Genomic DNA, 13,960 nt, shown 5'->3' with positions numbered 1-13,960 from the left:
AGGCACGACGAGCGGCGGACATGGGGGTCCGGAATGGCTGCGCTGAATCGACGGGGTTTCATCGCGGGTGTGGCCGGGACGGCCGCGGTACCCGGAATCGGGGTGGTCGCCGCTTCCGGCGCGGCGGCCGCCCCGTCCGGAGAGGAAGCGTCCGCCGGGACCCCGGTGACGCTGACCCAGGGCACGGGCATGGCCGCGCGGATCTCCCCGGACGGCCGTCTCGTCGCCTTCGACGCGGTCGGGGTGCTGTGGGTGATGCCCGCCGAGGGCGGCGCCGCGCACCGGTTGACCGACGATCTGGGCGACGTCGCGTTGCCGGACTGGGCGCCGGACAGCGCGACGCTGGTGTTCCAGTCCTATCGGGACGGTGTCTTCAACCTGTGGACGATCCGGGCCGACGGCACCGGCCTGCGGCAGCTCACTCACGGCCCCTACGACCATCGTGAGCCACGATTCTCCCCGGACGGCAAGAAAATCGCCTGCTCCTCGGACGCGGAGAACGGCTCCTACGGGATCCACCTGCTCGAAGTCGCGAGCGGCACGTCTTCGGTGTTGACCCGCACCGGCGAGCAGGAGTGCGAACCGGCCTGGTCGCCGGACGGCACCAAGGTCGCGATCGTCGTCGGGTACAGCCGCGTCGACGTCGTCACCATCGCCGACGGCTCGCGCACCACGGTGGTGCGGGCGCCCGCCGGGCACACCCTGCACGCGCCGTCATGGACCCCGGACGGTGCGGACCTGGTCTTCCAGCGGCAGCTGCCGAACGGGGACACGCAGCTGGTGCGCGCGGGGAAACCGTTGTTCGCCGGCGAGGAGGTCTTCCCGTTCCCGGTGTCCTGGGCCGGGCCCCGCGAGTACGTCTACACCGCCGACGGGGTGATCCGGCGTCGCTCACTGGACCGTACGACTGTGCGGGACATCGCCTTCACCGCGACCGTGACGGTGACCCGCCCCCGCTACCGCAAGCGGCGACGGGACTTCGACTCCGTCCGGCCGCACCCGGTGATCGGGATCGGCAGCCCTGTCCTGTCACCGGACGGCACGCGGATCGCCTTCCGCGCACTCAACGACGTCTACACGATGCGGATCGGCTCGGCGCCGCGACCGCTGACCGGCGATCACTGGTGGAAATGCGATCCCGCGTGGTCGCCGGACGGGAAATACCTGTCCTACTCGACCGATCGTGGCGGGAAGCTCGACCTCTGGCTGCGCGACCTCGCCACCGGCGAGGACCGGCAGCTGACACACCTGCCCGGCGCGGCGGCGGTGTCGGGTTCGTGGTCGCCGGACAGCGCGCGGCTGGCGTTCCTGAACCAGGACGGCGCGCTGCACGTCGTCGAGGTCGCCACCGGCGCGGTGCGGAAGGTCTACCCCGCGACGTTCGAGCCGGGCAGGCCGAGCTGGTCGGCCGACGGGCGGGTGATCGCGATGGCGGCGATCAAGCCGTACTCGGCGCGGTTCCGGGAAGGGCTCAGCAAGATCCTGCTCGTCGACGTGGCGACCGGGGAGGGCCGGTACGCCGACCCGATCCCGGACCGGTCGATCCAGACCCGCGGCGACGACGGCCCGGTGTTCTCGCCGGACGGCCGCCGGATGGCGTTCGCGATGGCCAGCGTGCTGTGGGTACTCGACGTCCACGCCGACGGCACCCCGGCCGGCGTCCCTCGCCGGATCACCGACGAACTCACCGACGCGCCCAGCTGGAGCGGCGATTCCCGGGAACTGCTCTACCTTTCCGGTGGCAGGCTGCGGATCGTGCCCGCCGAGGGCGGCACCCCGCGTACCGTGCCGGTGCGGCTGAGCTGGACGAACGTGCGTCCCCGGGGTCGCACGCTGATCCGCGCGGGCGCGATGTGGGACGGCGAAAGCCATACGCTGCGCCGGAATGTGGACGTCCTGGTCGAGGGGCACCGGATCGCCGCGGTCGAGCCGCGGCGCGACAGCTGGGACGCCGAGCTGGTGGACGCACGCGACGCCGTCGTGCTGCCGGGCCTGATCGACATGCACCACCACCGCGAGATGCAGGGCTACGAATACGGTGACCGGCAGGGCAGGCTGTGGCTCTCGCTGGGCTTCACCACCACCCGATCGCCGGGCAGCCCGGCCTATCACATGGTCGAGGCTCGCGAGTCGGTCCAGTCGGGTGCGCGCGTGGCGCCCCGGTACTTCGGCACCGGCGAGGCGATCGACGGGGCGCGGGTGTTCTACAACTTCATGCGCCCGACCTTCGACGAGCGGCAGCTCGAACGCGAGCTCGAACGCGCCGAGGCACTGGACTACGACCTGATGAAGGCCTACGTCCGCCTCCCGCCGGAATGGCAGCGCCGGGTGGTGCGCTGGGCACACGAACACGGCGTTCCGGCGACGTCGCACTACAGCTATCCGGCGCTCGGCTTCGGCGGCGACGGGATGGAGCACATGGGCGCGACGAGCAGGTTCGGCTACTCGCGCACGATTTCGGCGCTGGGCAAGGGATATCGGGACGACGTCGCGCTGTTCGCGGCCTCGGGCGCGGCGCGGACGCCGACGTTGTTCCGCAACATCGTGCTCTACGCCGAGGACACGAGCCTGGTCGAGGACCGCCGGGTGCGGACGCTCTACCCGGCCTGGGAGTACGCCAAGCTGCGGGACACGGTCACGAGGGTGCGGAACACCGATCTCACCGCGGACCGGCGCAACCTCGCCCACCAGGTGCAGCAGGTCGCGGCGCTGATCAGGGCGGGCGGCCTGGTGGTCACCGGCACCGACTCGCCGATCGACCACACGGCGGTGAGCACGCACATGAACCTGCGCGCGATGGTCCGGCACGGGCTGACGCCCCACGAGGCGCTGGTGACCGCGACGAGCGCGCCCGGCCGGTTCCTCGGCGAGCCACTCGGCCGGATCGCCCCCGGGATGTTTGCCGACCTGATCGTGGTCGGCGGCGATCCGCTGCGCGACATCCGGCACGCCGCCGACGTCCGCACGGTCGTGAGCAACGGGCTGGTGTACACAGTGGACGATCTGCTCGCGCCGTTCACCACGGCCCGCGCGTCGCTCGCCCCGACGCCGGTCGCGGCCACCCCGGAGCATCCGGCGAACCGGGAGTTCTGGTGGCACGACCCGCATTACGTGGCGGCGAGCAGGCATTCCTGTTGCGCGGGCGACTGAGTCGTCACCACTGGCGGCCGCGGGGGAGCGTGGCCAGGTGCGGTGCCGAAACGTGCAGGACCCGGTACCGCACCTCGTCCTCCTCCGGCGCGGCGTCCCACCAGAGGGTGTAGCGCACCAGCTCCCACGTGCGCGGGTCGATCGCCAGTGCGGCGGAATGGACGTCCCGGCGGCGCGCGTGCGTCTCCAGTTCGCCGAGCGCACGGGCGATGACGTCGGCGGGCATGACCTCGGCGGGCACTGGTTCGGTGTGCTTGCTCGCCGCTCGCGGGGTGTCGCCGAACGCGGGACCTTCCGCGAACGCCAGCCCGGTCCAGTGCTGCACGACCGGGCGGCCGAACGACTCGATGATGCCGCCGAAGCCGCCGTCCCAGAGGAAGGCGTTCATCCCGGCGGCCTCGTGCCACAGGTAGAACGGCGCGTACTGGTTGAGCGTCGAGCCATCGACGCCGCGCTCGCGGATGGCGTAGGCCTTGAGCCCGAGCCCGGGGAAGGCGTCGAGCAGATGTCCGCGGGTGGCGACGCGGTCGCGGATGATGTCCATGTCGTAGTCGGCGGGCAGGGTGATCTCGTACTGCATCGCGTGCATCGGGTCTCCGTTCGCGGTCGTCCCGTACATACTAATAGGTACAGAACCGGAGTTGTGCCCTCTAGGGCACGGCTGCGGACCTGCCGGGCAGCGGGGCACCGGAAGCGGCGAGAGCTGGCTACGGTGGCCGCTGTTCTCCTCGATGGCCCACCACTTCCGATAGCGAGATCCTGATGTCAACGCCTGGTTTTCCACCCAACACCCTCACCGCCGAAGGGGATCCGGTCTGGCTCGTCGAGTTGGCCGCCGAGGATCCGAACCACACGCTCCACGTCGTGAAGGGCCTCGAACCGGCGGAAGCGCTCGAAGCGCTCGGTGCCAAGCCACGGTGGTTCCAGCCCTGCGAGCTGCCCGCTGCCAGGCCGGACGCGGTGACTTCGCTGCCCGGCGCGGCCCTGAAGATCGAACCGGGAGATTCCGCCGCGCTGCTGGCAGGACGTATCGGTGAGTGGACCTTCGTCTACGACGACGGCGGGGCGACCGTTCCCGAGGACGACACCATCCCGCTGTCGGCCGACGGGCGAACGGCCGCTTCGAGTCTGTACACCATCAACGCGGACGCCAGCATGAGCTACGCCGTGAACGGGGAACAGCTCGCCTTCGTCGACGTCGACGACCTCGATCTCGAAGCAGATGTCCCCGACATGCCCGCCGAACTGCGCGCGGCCTTCGCCGCCGCCGGTGTCTTCGAGACCGACTACCTCGAACCCGGCGAGGCCGACTACGCCATCGGCATGCGCGTCGTCTGTGCCCTGGCGGGACTCACCTGCACCCTCGACGACCTGCGCCGGATCCCCTTGCTGGGCACGCCCTTCGGCTGACCCGACCGGCCGCCCCCGGCGTTCGGCTAGGGTCGGGCCCATGGCTCCGACGTTGCTCTGGATCAACGGCCCGTTCGGCGGCGGCAAGACCCAGACGGCCTTCGAACTGCACCGGCGCCTGCCGGGCAGCGAGGTGGCCGACCCCGAGCACCTCGGCTTCGGCCTGCGTCGCATGCTGCCGCGCGCGGTACGCGGCGACTTCCAGGACTTCCCGGCCTGGCGCCACGGCGTCCGCGAGGTCCTCGACCATCTGCTGCGCACCTACGAAGGCACGGACAAGACGATCATCGCGCCGATGACCGTCGTCGTCCCCGCCTACTTCGACGAGATCATCGGCAAGCTCCGCGCCGACGGCCACACCGTGCACCACTTCGCCCTGCTCGCCCGCGAAGACACCGTCCGGCGACGTCTCCGCAGGCGCGTCACGCCGCTCATCCACGGCGACTCCTGGGCGCTGAAGCAGGTCGAACGCTGCCTCACCGCGTTACGCCGCCCCGAGTTCGCCCACCACGTCCACACCGACGACCGCACCGTCGCGCAGGTCGCCGACGAGGTGGCCCGCCACACCGGGCTCGACCTCCGGCCGGACACCACCGGCAGCCTGCGCGCGAACCTGCGCCAGACCTGGGTGAGCGTCAAGCACATCCGGGTCGGTTAGCCCCCGGCCCGCGCGATGATCGCCGCGGTGTCCGTCCCTGCGGGCAGCGTCCCGAACGCGACACCCCAGTCCCCGCCGAACCGCGACGCGCAGAACGCGTCCGCCACCGCCGGGTCGCCGTGCCGCACCAGAAGCGAGCCCTGCAGCGCCAGCGCCATCGACTCCACCAGCCGCCGTGCCCGATACTCCACATCGGACAGATCGGCCAGTTCCTTCTTGAGCCGCGCCACCGCGTCGTCCAGCCGCGCGTCACCACCGGCGGCCAGCTCGACCTCGGCGAAGTAGGCCGCGACCGACTCCGGCTGCTTCGCCATCGCCCGCAGCGCGTCCAGCGCCGCGACGTTCCCGGAACCCTCCCAGATGGACATCAGCGGAGCCTCGCGGTACAGCCGCGGCATCCCGGACTCCTCGACGTACCCGTTGCCGCCCAAGCATTCCAGCGCTTCCGCCGCGTGCGACGGCGCCCGCTTGCACACCCAGTACTTCGTCACCGCGAGCCCCAGCCGCCGGAACGCCTGCTCCTGCGCGTCCCCTGGCCGGTCGGTCGCCGCCGCCAGCCGCATCGCGACGGTGGTCGCCGCGTCCGACTCCAGCAGCAGATCCGCCAGCACGTTCGCCATCAGCGGCTGCTCGGCCAGCGTCTTCCCGAACGCCCGCCGGTGCCGCGCGTGGTGCACGGCCCGCACCGCGCCCAGCCGCATCCCCGACGCGCTGCCGAGCACGCAGTCCAGCCGGGTGTTGTTCACCATCTCGATGATGGTGCGCACGCCGCGCCCCTCCTCGCCGATCAGCCATCCGAGGGCGTTGTCGTACTCGATCTCCGAGGAGGCGTTGGACCGGTTGCCCAGCTTGTCCTTCAACCGCTGCAACAGAATCCGGTTGCGCGAGCCGTCCGGCAGGACGCGGGGGAGCAGGAAGCACGAAAGCCCGCCCGGGGCCTGCGCCAGCGTCAGGAACATGTCCGACATCGGCGCCGAGGTGAACCACTTGTGCCCGACCAGCGTGTAGCTGCCGTCGCCGGCGGGCGTCGCGACGGTGGTGTTGGCGCGGACGTCCGAGCCGCCCTGCTTCTCCGTCATCGACATGCCCGCGATCAGTCCACGCTTCGAACTCGGCTCGCGCAGCCCGAAGTCGTATTCCTTCGCCGCCAGCAACGGCTCGTACTTCGTCGCCAGCTCGGGGTTGAACCGCAACGCCGGGATCGCCGCGTAGGTCATGGAAATCGGGCAGCCGTGCCCGCCCTCGGCCTGGCTCCACACGTAGAACTTCGCCGCGCGCGCCGCGTGCGCCCCGGGCCGCGAGTCCCGCCACGGCGCCGCGTGCAGCCCGTGCGACACCGCGACGTCCATCAGCTCGTGCCAGTACGGATGGAACTCCACCTCGTCGATCCGATGACCGTAGCGATCGTGGGTCCGCAGCACCGGCTCGTTCTCGTTGACCAGCCGCCCCCACTCCTGGACCCGCTCGCTCCCCGCGAGCCTGCCCAGCTCGTGGACCTCCTCGGCCGCCCACCCCGCACCCGCGCGCGTGAGTCCGTCCAGCAGCGCCGGATCCGCGGCGACGTCGTGGTCGGCCAGGGGCGGAACCTGGTTGGTGACCTCATGTGTGGCGGGCATCCGAACCTCCCAAACTACGCAGCACGAACGTGCGCAACTCGACGACATCACTGGCACTGCCACCGCTGAGCGGCCCGATCAACACCTCGGCGGCCGCGCCGACCAGCGCCGCCGCGGTGAGCCGGGCGTCCTGCGCGGGCAGTACCCCGGACCGCACACCGGCCGCGACGTGCCCGGCGACGACGTCGCGGAACGCGCGGCGGAACTCCAGCCGCTCAGCGTCGATCTCCGCCCCGACCGGCTCGGCCAGCAGCGCGTACGCCTGACGCGGAGCCTTCAACGCGCGCGCAGCGAACGTCTCGAACACCACGAGCACCCGCTCGATCGGGTCACCGTCGGCGGAAGCCTCCCGGACCGCCTCCACCTCGCGGGTCACGACCTGCCGGAAGACCCGCAGATCGAGCTCGGCCTTGGTGGGGAAGTGGCGGTACACCGTGCCGGTCGCGACCCCGGCACGCTCGGCGACCGCGGCCATCGAGCATCCGGCGTACCCGTGCGCGGCGAGCTGCTCGACAGCGGCGGCGACGATCTTCTCGTGCTGCGCGTCCAGTCTTTCCTGCACCTTCGGGGTACGGCGGTACGGCACAGCAAGAAGTGAACCACCGATTCATTACTTCAGTCAACGTCCCGCCGCCCCGCACCACGGGGTAATGTCGCGGGCCCATGACCATGTCTGCCGCCGACTCTTCGGCCGTCATCGCCCGGCTCCGCGCCGTCGGCTGCGTCTTCGCCGAGGACGAGGCGCGGCTGCTCATCGCCGAGGCCCGCACGCCGGCCGAACTCGACACCATGGTGCGCCGCCGCGTCGACGGCCTCCCGCTGGAACACATCCTCGGCTGGGCCGAGTTCGCCGGGCGGCGCGTCGCCGTAGGCCCAGGCGTGTTCGTTCCCCGCCGCCGTACCGAATTCCTTGCCCGCCAAGCAATCCGGTACGCGCACCCAGGCGCCGTCGTCGTCGACCTCTGTTGCGGCTCCGGCGCGGTCGGCACCACCGTGGCCACCGCGCTCGACGACGTCGACCTGTACGCCGCGGACCTCGACCCGGCCGCCGTCGAATGCGCCCGCCGCAACGTCATCCCCGTCGGCGGCCAGGTCTTCCAAGGCGACCTCTACACGCCCTTGCCCGCCACCCTGCGCGGACGCGTCGACGTCCTCACCGCCAACGCCCCGTACGTGCCCACCGACGCGATCGAACTGATGCCTCCGGAAGCCCGCGTCCACGAACCGCAGACCGCGCTCGACGGCGGCGCCGACGGCCTCGACATCCTGCGACGCGTCATCGCGGGCGCGTCGACCTGGCTGACCGGCGAGGGCGCAGTCCTCGTCGAAAGCAGCGAACGGCAAGCCCCGGAACTCGCGAAAGCCTTGACACACAACGGATTCCGCCCCCGCGTGGCAAGCTCCGGCGAATTCGGCGCCACCGTCGTCATCGGCACCAGGGGAGCGGACCCGACATTCGCCGAAGCCCCGGACAGCGCTCAGCCAGACGGCTAAGGTCACCGACCATGACCGAACCCGCCTACCTGAGCGCCACCCGCGCCGCCTACGACAAGGTCGCCGCCGACTACCACGAACTGCTCCGCAAGTCGCTCGCGCGGATGCCCTACGACCGCGCCATGCTCGGCGTGTTCGCGGAGTACGTGCGCGCGGCCGACGCCGGACCCGTCGCGGACATCGGCTGCGGACCCGGGCGCATCACGGCCTACCTGGACTCGCTCGGGGTACCGGTCTCCGGCATCGACCTCTCCCCGGAGATGATCGCCGTCGCCCGCCGGACCTACCCCGCGCTGCGCTTCGAGGTCGGCTCGATGTCCGCGCTGGACCTCGAGGACGGCGAACTCGGCGGCGTCGTCGCCTACTACTCGATCATCCACACACCGCCGGAACTGCTCCCGCCGATCTTCGCAGAGTTCGCCAGGGTCCTGGCGCCGGGAGGCCACCTCCTGCTCGCGTTCCAGGTCGGCGACGAACCTCGCCACATCACGAGCGCCTACGGCCACGACGGCCTCGACTACAACGCCTACCGCCTGCAACCGGACCACATCGCCACGCTGGCCACCGATGTCGGGTTCCAGCCGATTTCGCGGCTGGTCCGCGAACCGGAGGGGGAGTACGAGAACAGCCCGCAGGCCCACCTGATCCTCCGCAAACCGGCCGCGGCCTGACCCGGCCTGGTTCCCGAACGCTCAGCCGCGCTCGGGAACCAGCTTGTACGTTTCCCCGTCGCGCACGACACGACCGGCCGTTGGCGTACCGAAATGCGTTCCGAGCACCAGAGTCGGCGAGTCGGCGAACCGCGCGAGGAAATCCCTCCTGGCCCGCGTCGCCGCCTCGGTGTCACTGTCCATTTCCGCCGACCAGTCCGGCCGCGCGATCTGAGCCTGGCAGTGGAACAGATCGCCGGTGATCACGGCGCTTTCGCCGCCGTCCTCGACAAGAACCGAAACATGGCCAGGCGTGTGGCCCGCGGTGGCGATGAGCGAGATTCCCGGGACTACGACCTGTCCCGGCTCGACCCAGGTGATCAGCCCGGCGTCCTCGATCGGTTTGAGCGAGTCCTCGAACACCGCTACCGCGTCGACCATGGTGTAGCCGTATTCGGTGTACGCCTCACGAGCACGCGGATCCTCCGCGAACGCCTTCCAGTGCGCGTACTCCTCACGCACGAAATGGTAGCGAGCGTTGGGGAACGTGGGCCGCCACCGGCCGTCCTCGAACATCGTGTTCCAGCCGACGTGGTCGATGTGCAGGTGGGTCGAGAGCACGCCGTCGACCTCCTCCCGGCGCCACACCTTCTCGAACCTCTCCAGGAAATCCGTGTCGAGATCGTCGAAGACCGGCGCCAGGCGCTTCTTGCCGTTGCCGAGGCCGGTGTCCACCACGACCCTGTGCGTAGGCGTCTCCACCAGCAACGAGTGGACAAGGACGTTCACCTTGCCGTCGTTCAGGTAGGTCGGCTTCAGCCACTCGATGCGCTCGATCTCCTCCGCGGTCGACGCCGGCAGGACCCGGAGGAGGAATTCGAGCGGCGCCCAGCTTTCGGTTTCCTCGACCTTCGTGATCGAGATGTCGCCTACGTTCCACTGTTCCATGACACTCCTTGCGATTGTGGTGCCGCCCCTCAGCCGGCCGGTGTCTCCGCGGTGACCGTCAGTACCGCCCGCCCCAGGACGTGCCCGAACATCAGGAAGCCCAGATAAGCGGGCGTGCCCTCGGCCGGGATGTCGAGGTGGGGGACGTCGAGGGCGTGCACGACCACGAAGTAGCGGTGTACTCCGTGCCCGGCGGGCGGGGCCGCCCCGAAGAAACGGGACACCCGAGCGTCGTTGGGCAGCTGAACGGCACCGTCGGGCAGGAGAGCACCGTCCTCGCTTCCGGCCCCCTCGGCCAGCTCGGTCACGTCCGCCGGGATGTTCGCCACGGCCCAGTGCCAGAACCCGGACCCGGTGGGCGCGTCCGGGTCGTAGACCGTCACGGCGTAGCTCTTCGTGCCCCCGGGCGCACCGCCCCACGCGAGGTGCGGCGAGACGTCCGCGCCCCCGGGCACGGCGGCGCCGGACATCTGCGCGACCGGCCACGGCTCGCCCGCGGAGATGGTCGCGCTGGTCAAAGTGAACGTCGCGGCTTCGGGCAGGCGCGCGAACGGGTTGTTCTCGTGCATGGGACAGGTTCCTTACTTGAGTCGACCCCAGTCGGTCGGGATGATAATCGATCATTTTTATGTTAGTCGATTTTCGAGTTTTGATCTACCATCGAGACATGGCACAGACAGCCCGCGCGGTGACCTCGCCCACCCGGATCCGCTCCGCCCAGGTCCACGACGAGCTGAAGGCCCAGATCCTCCGTGGCGACTTCGGCCCGAGCGAACCGCTCAAACCCCAGGAACTGGCCACCTCGATGGGGGTGAGCCTGTCGGTCGTCCGCGAGGCACTCCAGCAACTGATCGGCGAAGGCCTCGCCGACCGCCACCCGAACCGGGGCTTCTCCGTGCCCGCCTTCTCGGACCAGCGCTGGCAACAGATCGCCGAAGCACGACGCACCATCGAGCCGAACATGCTCCGGATCTCCATCGAACGCGGCGACCTCGAATGGGAGACCCGGGTCCGAGCCGCACACCACCGCCTCCACCGCACACCCCTGCGACAGGAGGACGAAGGACCGTACGTCAGCGCCGCCTGGTCCGCCGCGCACTACGAATTCCACCGCGCCCTGCTCGACGGCTGCGGCAACCCCGTACTGCTCGAAACATTCGACCGCCTGTGGACGGCGAGCGAACTGGCACGCAGGTGGTCCGGACAACGCACACCCGCTCGCGACCACCTCGGCGAGCACGGAAAGCTCGAACGAGCCGCGTTGGCCCGAGACGCCGACTCCGCCGCCGAAATCCTCGATCAGCACCTGACCCTCACCGCGGCGGCACTCTCACCCGACGACGACCCCCACGCGTCTCGCCAACCTCGCTGACCGCGCCCACCTCATCGAGGGGGAGTGGGCCGCCTCCAGTGCTTCCTCTTCTTCGCCCTGGAGGCGGCCTGACCCACTTCGGGCGAAATCAGGTGGCGGGTTTGCCGAACCAGCGGAAAAGGTGGTCGTCCAGGTCCCGCTGATCGTCGCCGACCCAGGCGACGTGTCCGTCCGGCCGTAGCAGGACGCACGGAACATCCAGTGCCGCAGTGGGATCCGCGAGGTAGTCGACCCGGTCCGGCCAGCCGCCGACGGTCAGCCGTTCGGTGCGGTCCAGCACCAGGCCGCGGCCGCGACGCAGCAGATCGTAGAGGCGGCCGGCTTTCACGTCGATGTCCCGCAGGCGGCGGCCGAGCAGGTCGGGGCCGGCACCGAGGTCGTAGCGGACACCGATCGCGGTGATCTTCTCGATCAGATAGCGGTTCACCTCGTCGAAATCCATCAGTTCGGTGAGCAGCCTCCGCAAGGCCCGCCCGCCCGGTTCCGTGGACAGCAGCTCCTGTTGGGCACGGGTGTTGTCCAGCACGTCCTCGGCGACCGGATAACGCTCGGCCTGGTAGGTGTCCAGCAGCGGTTCCGGCGCCCACCCGCGGAGCTGCGCCGCCAGCTTCCAGCCGAGATTGACCGCGTCCTGAACGCCCAGGTTGAGGCCCTGCCCTCCCAAAGGTGGATGAATATGTGCCGCATCGCCGGCCAGCAGCACCCGCCCGACCCGATACCGTTCGGCCAGCCGGGTGGCGTCCCCGAAACGGGACAGCCAACGAGGGGAGTGCACACCGAAATCCGTTCCGGCGATCGCGCGCAGCTGGTGTTTGAAATCCTCCAGAGTGGGTGGTTCCGCACGATCGCTGACTCCCTCGGCGGGAACCACGACGCGATAAACGCCCTCGCCGAACGGCCTGAGATCGAGAGCCCTGTCATCGGTCCCGCGGATTTCGGCCACCTTGGCAACGATTTCTTCCTGTGACGCGCCCATTTCCATTTCGCCCATCAGCGTCTCGGTCCGGGAGGGCTCGCCGGGGAAGCCGACACCGAGCAGTTTGCGCACCGTGCTGCGCCCGCCGTCACAGCCGACGAGATAGCGCGAACGCAGCCGTTCGCCATCGGCCAGCTCGACGGTCACACCCTCGTCGTCCTGCTCGAAATCGGCCACCGCGCAACCGTGCCGGACGTGCGTGCCCAGACCGATCGCATGCTCTTCGAGCAGGCGGACTATGACCGGCTGCGGAATACCCACCAGATAGGCGTGCGCGGAATCCAGACCCTCGGGCGCGGGTTTGGGGATGGCGGCGAAGAAGCCGCCTGCCGGACGCTGTCGTCCGTGTTCGAGAATGCTGTCCAGCAACCCGCGCATCGCCATCAGCTCGATACTGCGAATATGCAGACCGACTATGCGGACGTACGACACGGGCTCGGTCTCTTTCTCCAGAACGAGTACCCGAACATCGTGCAGCCGCAGTTCGGCGGCCAGCATCGCGCCGGTCGGCCCGCACCCGGCAATGATCACGTCGAAGTCGAACAGGGGAGGCTCGGCCGTATCGTTTGACGACGGCTCGGCGGTGAGCTGCGAAGAGTGCATAGGTGGTGCCTTTCGAGAGTGCCTTGGTGGCGAGGCGCTCCCGGCGACACCTACGTCAATCGCCCGGCCGTGACGGGACGGGGAGCACCCACATCGATCCTGCGTTCATGGGTCTCACCTCCTCGGGCGGTGTCACGGTCGGCTGCAAGTTACAAGCCCAAGCGTCAGCCCGTCCAATCCTTTTACCGCGGTCGGGGTGGGCCCAGGCCGACTACTTGACATAATGTACATTATCGGCACTTGGGGCAGCGCTGATCAGGACGTCGAGAGGGGCTGTCCAGACAGGTAAGTCCACATGTGTGACGCGGTTGCGCACACGTCGATCAGGTGGCCGCAGCGCTGTCCATGGATGTTCGGCCGCCACATCCCTCGCTGACAAAGCCACCCAGAGCACGGCAGCCGGAAGTCCGAGGATCAGGCCCGACAGGTCGACGTTGAGGCGTCCTAGGACATCGCCTCAAAACGTCACTGTGACGTTGTGGGCCAGGGTGTTCGGTTCGGCTGAATCTGAAGACGGACCGGGTCTCCGGCGAAGAATCGCCCTCGGGCCAACGATCTCTTCGAGGGCCCAGCTCGACGAACCGAACGCCCGCCAGGAACCGGTGACGCGTCAAAGCCCACCGACAACGCGTCGAAACGACCCACCCGACCCGAGATTTCCCCCGAGCCGGACCAACCGGTCAATACCGACATTTCATGCATAATTGCTATTATGCATGAAACCGCATACGATCGCGAGAAGAACTCTCACTTTCCGTGATCAGAACACGGAAACCACTTGGGCCCCAGCCAGGCCGTCGCCATCCTTGATGGAGCCGTCCTGTCCGGGCACGGTCGGCACATCGGCTATGGTCAGACCGCCAAGGAACAATCCGGCCTGCTCCCCTGCCGCCGCGGACGACCGCTTCTTGCCGTATGCCTCGATCCGCGAAACGGTCACTGAACGTGACTCCTCGTCGAGAGTGATCTTGGCCGGCTGACCGACGCGCACGGTGCCGCTGGTGACCGTCCCGGTGCAGACCACGCCGCGTACCGGCACGACGAACACCTTCTCCACGGCGAACTGAAACGGCTCCGCCGGGG

At 69.4% G+C, this 13,960-nt stretch carries 13 protein-coding genes; 6 read left to right on the top strand and 7 right to left on the bottom strand.

Annotation, left to right across the window (positions count from 1 at the left end; all coding sequences use genetic code 11):
* The first annotated feature begins 33 nt into the window (after nt 1–33).
* Nucleotides 34–3,150 carry an amidohydrolase family protein gene (locus ACFW0G_RS04165; RefSeq protein WP_378323251.1) on the top strand — a complete coding sequence of 1,039 codons (3,117 nt, stop codon included), beginning with the start codon at nt 34–36 and terminating at the stop codon, nt 3,148–3,150.
* Nucleotides 3,151–3,154: 4 nt separating this feature from the next.
* Here ACFW0G_RS04165 and ACFW0G_RS04160 read toward each other — a convergent pair whose 3' ends face one another.
* The gene (locus tag ACFW0G_RS04160; RefSeq protein ID WP_378323250.1) at nt 3,155–3,739 is read right to left on the bottom strand and encodes a DUF4865 family protein; all 585 of its coding nucleotides are present in this window, start codon (nt 3,737–3,739) and stop codon (nt 3,155–3,157) included.
* Between the two features lie 173 nt (nt 3,740–3,912).
* On the opposite strand from ACFW0G_RS04160, the gene ACFW0G_RS04155 reads away from it, so the two are divergent.
* Together ACFW0G_RS04155 and ACFW0G_RS04150 are read left to right on the top strand one after the other, a co-directional pair.
* Nucleotides 3,913–4,560, top strand: a complete 648-nt coding sequence (locus ACFW0G_RS04155; protein WP_378323249.1) for a DUF6461 domain-containing protein — start codon at nt 3,913–3,915, stop codon at nt 4,558–4,560.
* Nucleotides 4,561–4,600: 40 nt separating this feature from the next.
* The gene (locus ACFW0G_RS04150; RefSeq protein ID WP_378323248.1) at nt 4,601–5,218 is read left to right on the top strand and encodes an AAA family ATPase; all 618 of its coding nucleotides are present in this window, start codon (nt 4,601–4,603) and stop codon (nt 5,216–5,218) included.
* Here ACFW0G_RS04150 and ACFW0G_RS04145 read toward each other — a convergent pair.
* Both ACFW0G_RS04145 and ACFW0G_RS04140 read right to left on the bottom strand, forming a co-directional pair.
* The gene (locus ACFW0G_RS04145) at nt 5,215–6,834 is read right to left on the bottom strand and encodes an acyl-CoA dehydrogenase family protein (RefSeq protein WP_378323247.1); all 1,620 of its coding nucleotides are present in this window, start codon (nt 6,832–6,834) and stop codon (nt 5,215–5,217) included. The genes ACFW0G_RS04150 and ACFW0G_RS04145 overlap by 4 nt on opposite strands.
* Nucleotides 6,818–7,420, bottom strand: coding sequence for a TetR/AcrR family transcriptional regulator (locus tag ACFW0G_RS04140; RefSeq protein ID WP_378323246.1), 603 nt, complete (start codon nt 7,418–7,420; stop codon nt 6,818–6,820). Before ACFW0G_RS04140 ends, ACFW0G_RS04145 begins: the two co-directional genes overlap by 17 nt.
* A gap of 83 nt (nt 7,421–7,503) precedes the next feature.
* On the opposite strand from ACFW0G_RS04140, the gene ACFW0G_RS04135 reads away from it, so the two are divergent.
* Nucleotides 7,504–8,328, top strand: a complete 825-nt coding sequence (locus ACFW0G_RS04135; RefSeq protein ID WP_378323434.1) for a putative protein N(5)-glutamine methyltransferase — start codon at nt 7,504–7,506, stop codon at nt 8,326–8,328.
* A gap of 11 nt (nt 8,329–8,339) precedes the next feature.
* Nucleotides 8,340–8,999, top strand: a complete 660-nt coding sequence (locus ACFW0G_RS04130; protein ID WP_378323245.1) for a class I SAM-dependent methyltransferase — start codon at nt 8,340–8,342, stop codon at nt 8,997–8,999.
* Between the two features lie 21 nt (nt 9,000–9,020).
* On the opposite strand, the gene ACFW0G_RS04125 is transcribed toward ACFW0G_RS04130, so the two are convergent.
* Together ACFW0G_RS04125 and ACFW0G_RS04120 are read right to left on the bottom strand one after the other, a co-directional pair.
* Nucleotides 9,021–9,926, bottom strand: a complete 906-nt coding sequence (locus ACFW0G_RS04125) for an MBL fold metallo-hydrolase (protein ID WP_378323243.1) — start codon at nt 9,924–9,926, stop codon at nt 9,021–9,023.
* A gap of 29 nt (nt 9,927–9,955) precedes the next feature.
* On the bottom strand, nt 9,956–10,495 hold the full coding sequence (locus ACFW0G_RS04120; RefSeq protein ID WP_378323242.1) for a YbhB/YbcL family Raf kinase inhibitor-like protein: 540 nt from the start codon (nt 10,493–10,495) through the stop codon (nt 9,956–9,958).
* Between the two features lie 98 nt (nt 10,496–10,593).
* On the opposite strand from ACFW0G_RS04120, the gene ACFW0G_RS04115 reads away from it, so the two are divergent.
* Entirely contained in the window at nt 10,594–11,298 is a 705-nt protein-coding gene (locus ACFW0G_RS04115; RefSeq protein WP_378323241.1) for a GntR family transcriptional regulator, read from the top strand.
* 88 nt (nt 11,299–11,386) lie between these two features.
* On the opposite strand, the gene rox is transcribed toward ACFW0G_RS04115, so the two are convergent.
* The gene (rox, locus tag ACFW0G_RS04110) at nt 11,387–12,877 is read right to left on the bottom strand and encodes a rifampin monooxygenase (RefSeq protein ID WP_378323240.1); all 1,491 of its coding nucleotides are present in this window, start codon (nt 12,875–12,877) and stop codon (nt 11,387–11,389) included.
* A gap of 760 nt (nt 12,878–13,637) precedes the next feature.
* Nucleotides 13,638–13,934, bottom strand: coding sequence for an EF-Tu/IF-2/RF-3 family GTPase (locus ACFW0G_RS04105; RefSeq protein ID WP_378323239.1), 297 nt, complete (start codon nt 13,932–13,934; stop codon nt 13,638–13,640).
* Nucleotides 13,935–13,960: the final 26 nt, after the last annotated feature.

The organism is Amycolatopsis sp. NPDC058986 (assembly GCF_042741125.1).
Taxonomy (GTDB): Bacteria; Actinomycetota; Actinomycetes; order Mycobacteriales; family Pseudonocardiaceae; genus Amycolatopsis.
Note: the sequence above shows the minus strand (reverse complement) of the source record. Positions and strands in the feature narration are given on the sequence as shown.

What these genes read in the sequence shown, in the direction of transcription:
- ACFW0G_RS04165 (WP_378323251.1), top strand. Translation starts at nt 34, where the DNA reads ATGGCTGCGCTGAATCGACGGGGTTTCATCGCGGGTGTGGCCGGGACG.
- ACFW0G_RS04160 (WP_378323250.1), bottom strand. Translation starts at nt 3,739, where the DNA reads ATGCACGCGATGCAGTACGAGATCACCCTGCCCGCCGACTACGACATG.
- ACFW0G_RS04155 (WP_378323249.1), top strand. Translation starts at nt 3,913, where the DNA reads ATGTCAACGCCTGGTTTTCCACCCAACACCCTCACCGCCGAAGGGGAT.
- ACFW0G_RS04150 (WP_378323248.1), top strand. Translation starts at nt 4,601, where the DNA reads ATGGCTCCGACGTTGCTCTGGATCAACGGCCCGTTCGGCGGCGGCAAG.
- ACFW0G_RS04145 (WP_378323247.1), bottom strand. Translation starts at nt 6,834, where the DNA reads ATGCCCGCCACACATGAGGTCACCAACCAGGTTCCGCCCCTGGCCGAC.
- ACFW0G_RS04135 (WP_378323434.1), top strand. Translation starts at nt 7,504, where the DNA reads ATGTCTGCCGCCGACTCTTCGGCCGTCATCGCCCGGCTCCGCGCCGTC.
- ACFW0G_RS04130 (WP_378323245.1), top strand. Translation starts at nt 8,340, where the DNA reads ATGACCGAACCCGCCTACCTGAGCGCCACCCGCGCCGCCTACGACAAG.
- ACFW0G_RS04125 (WP_378323243.1), bottom strand. Translation starts at nt 9,926, where the DNA reads ATGGAACAGTGGAACGTAGGCGACATCTCGATCACGAAGGTCGAGGAA.
- ACFW0G_RS04120 (WP_378323242.1), bottom strand. Translation starts at nt 10,495, where the DNA reads ATGCACGAGAACAACCCGTTCGCGCGCCTGCCCGAAGCCGCGACGTTC.
- ACFW0G_RS04115 (WP_378323241.1), top strand. Translation starts at nt 10,594, where the DNA reads ATGGCACAGACAGCCCGCGCGGTGACCTCGCCCACCCGGATCCGCTCC.
- rox (WP_378323240.1), bottom strand. Translation starts at nt 12,877, where the DNA reads ATGCACTCTTCGCAGCTCACCGCCGAGCCGTCGTCAAACGATACGGCC.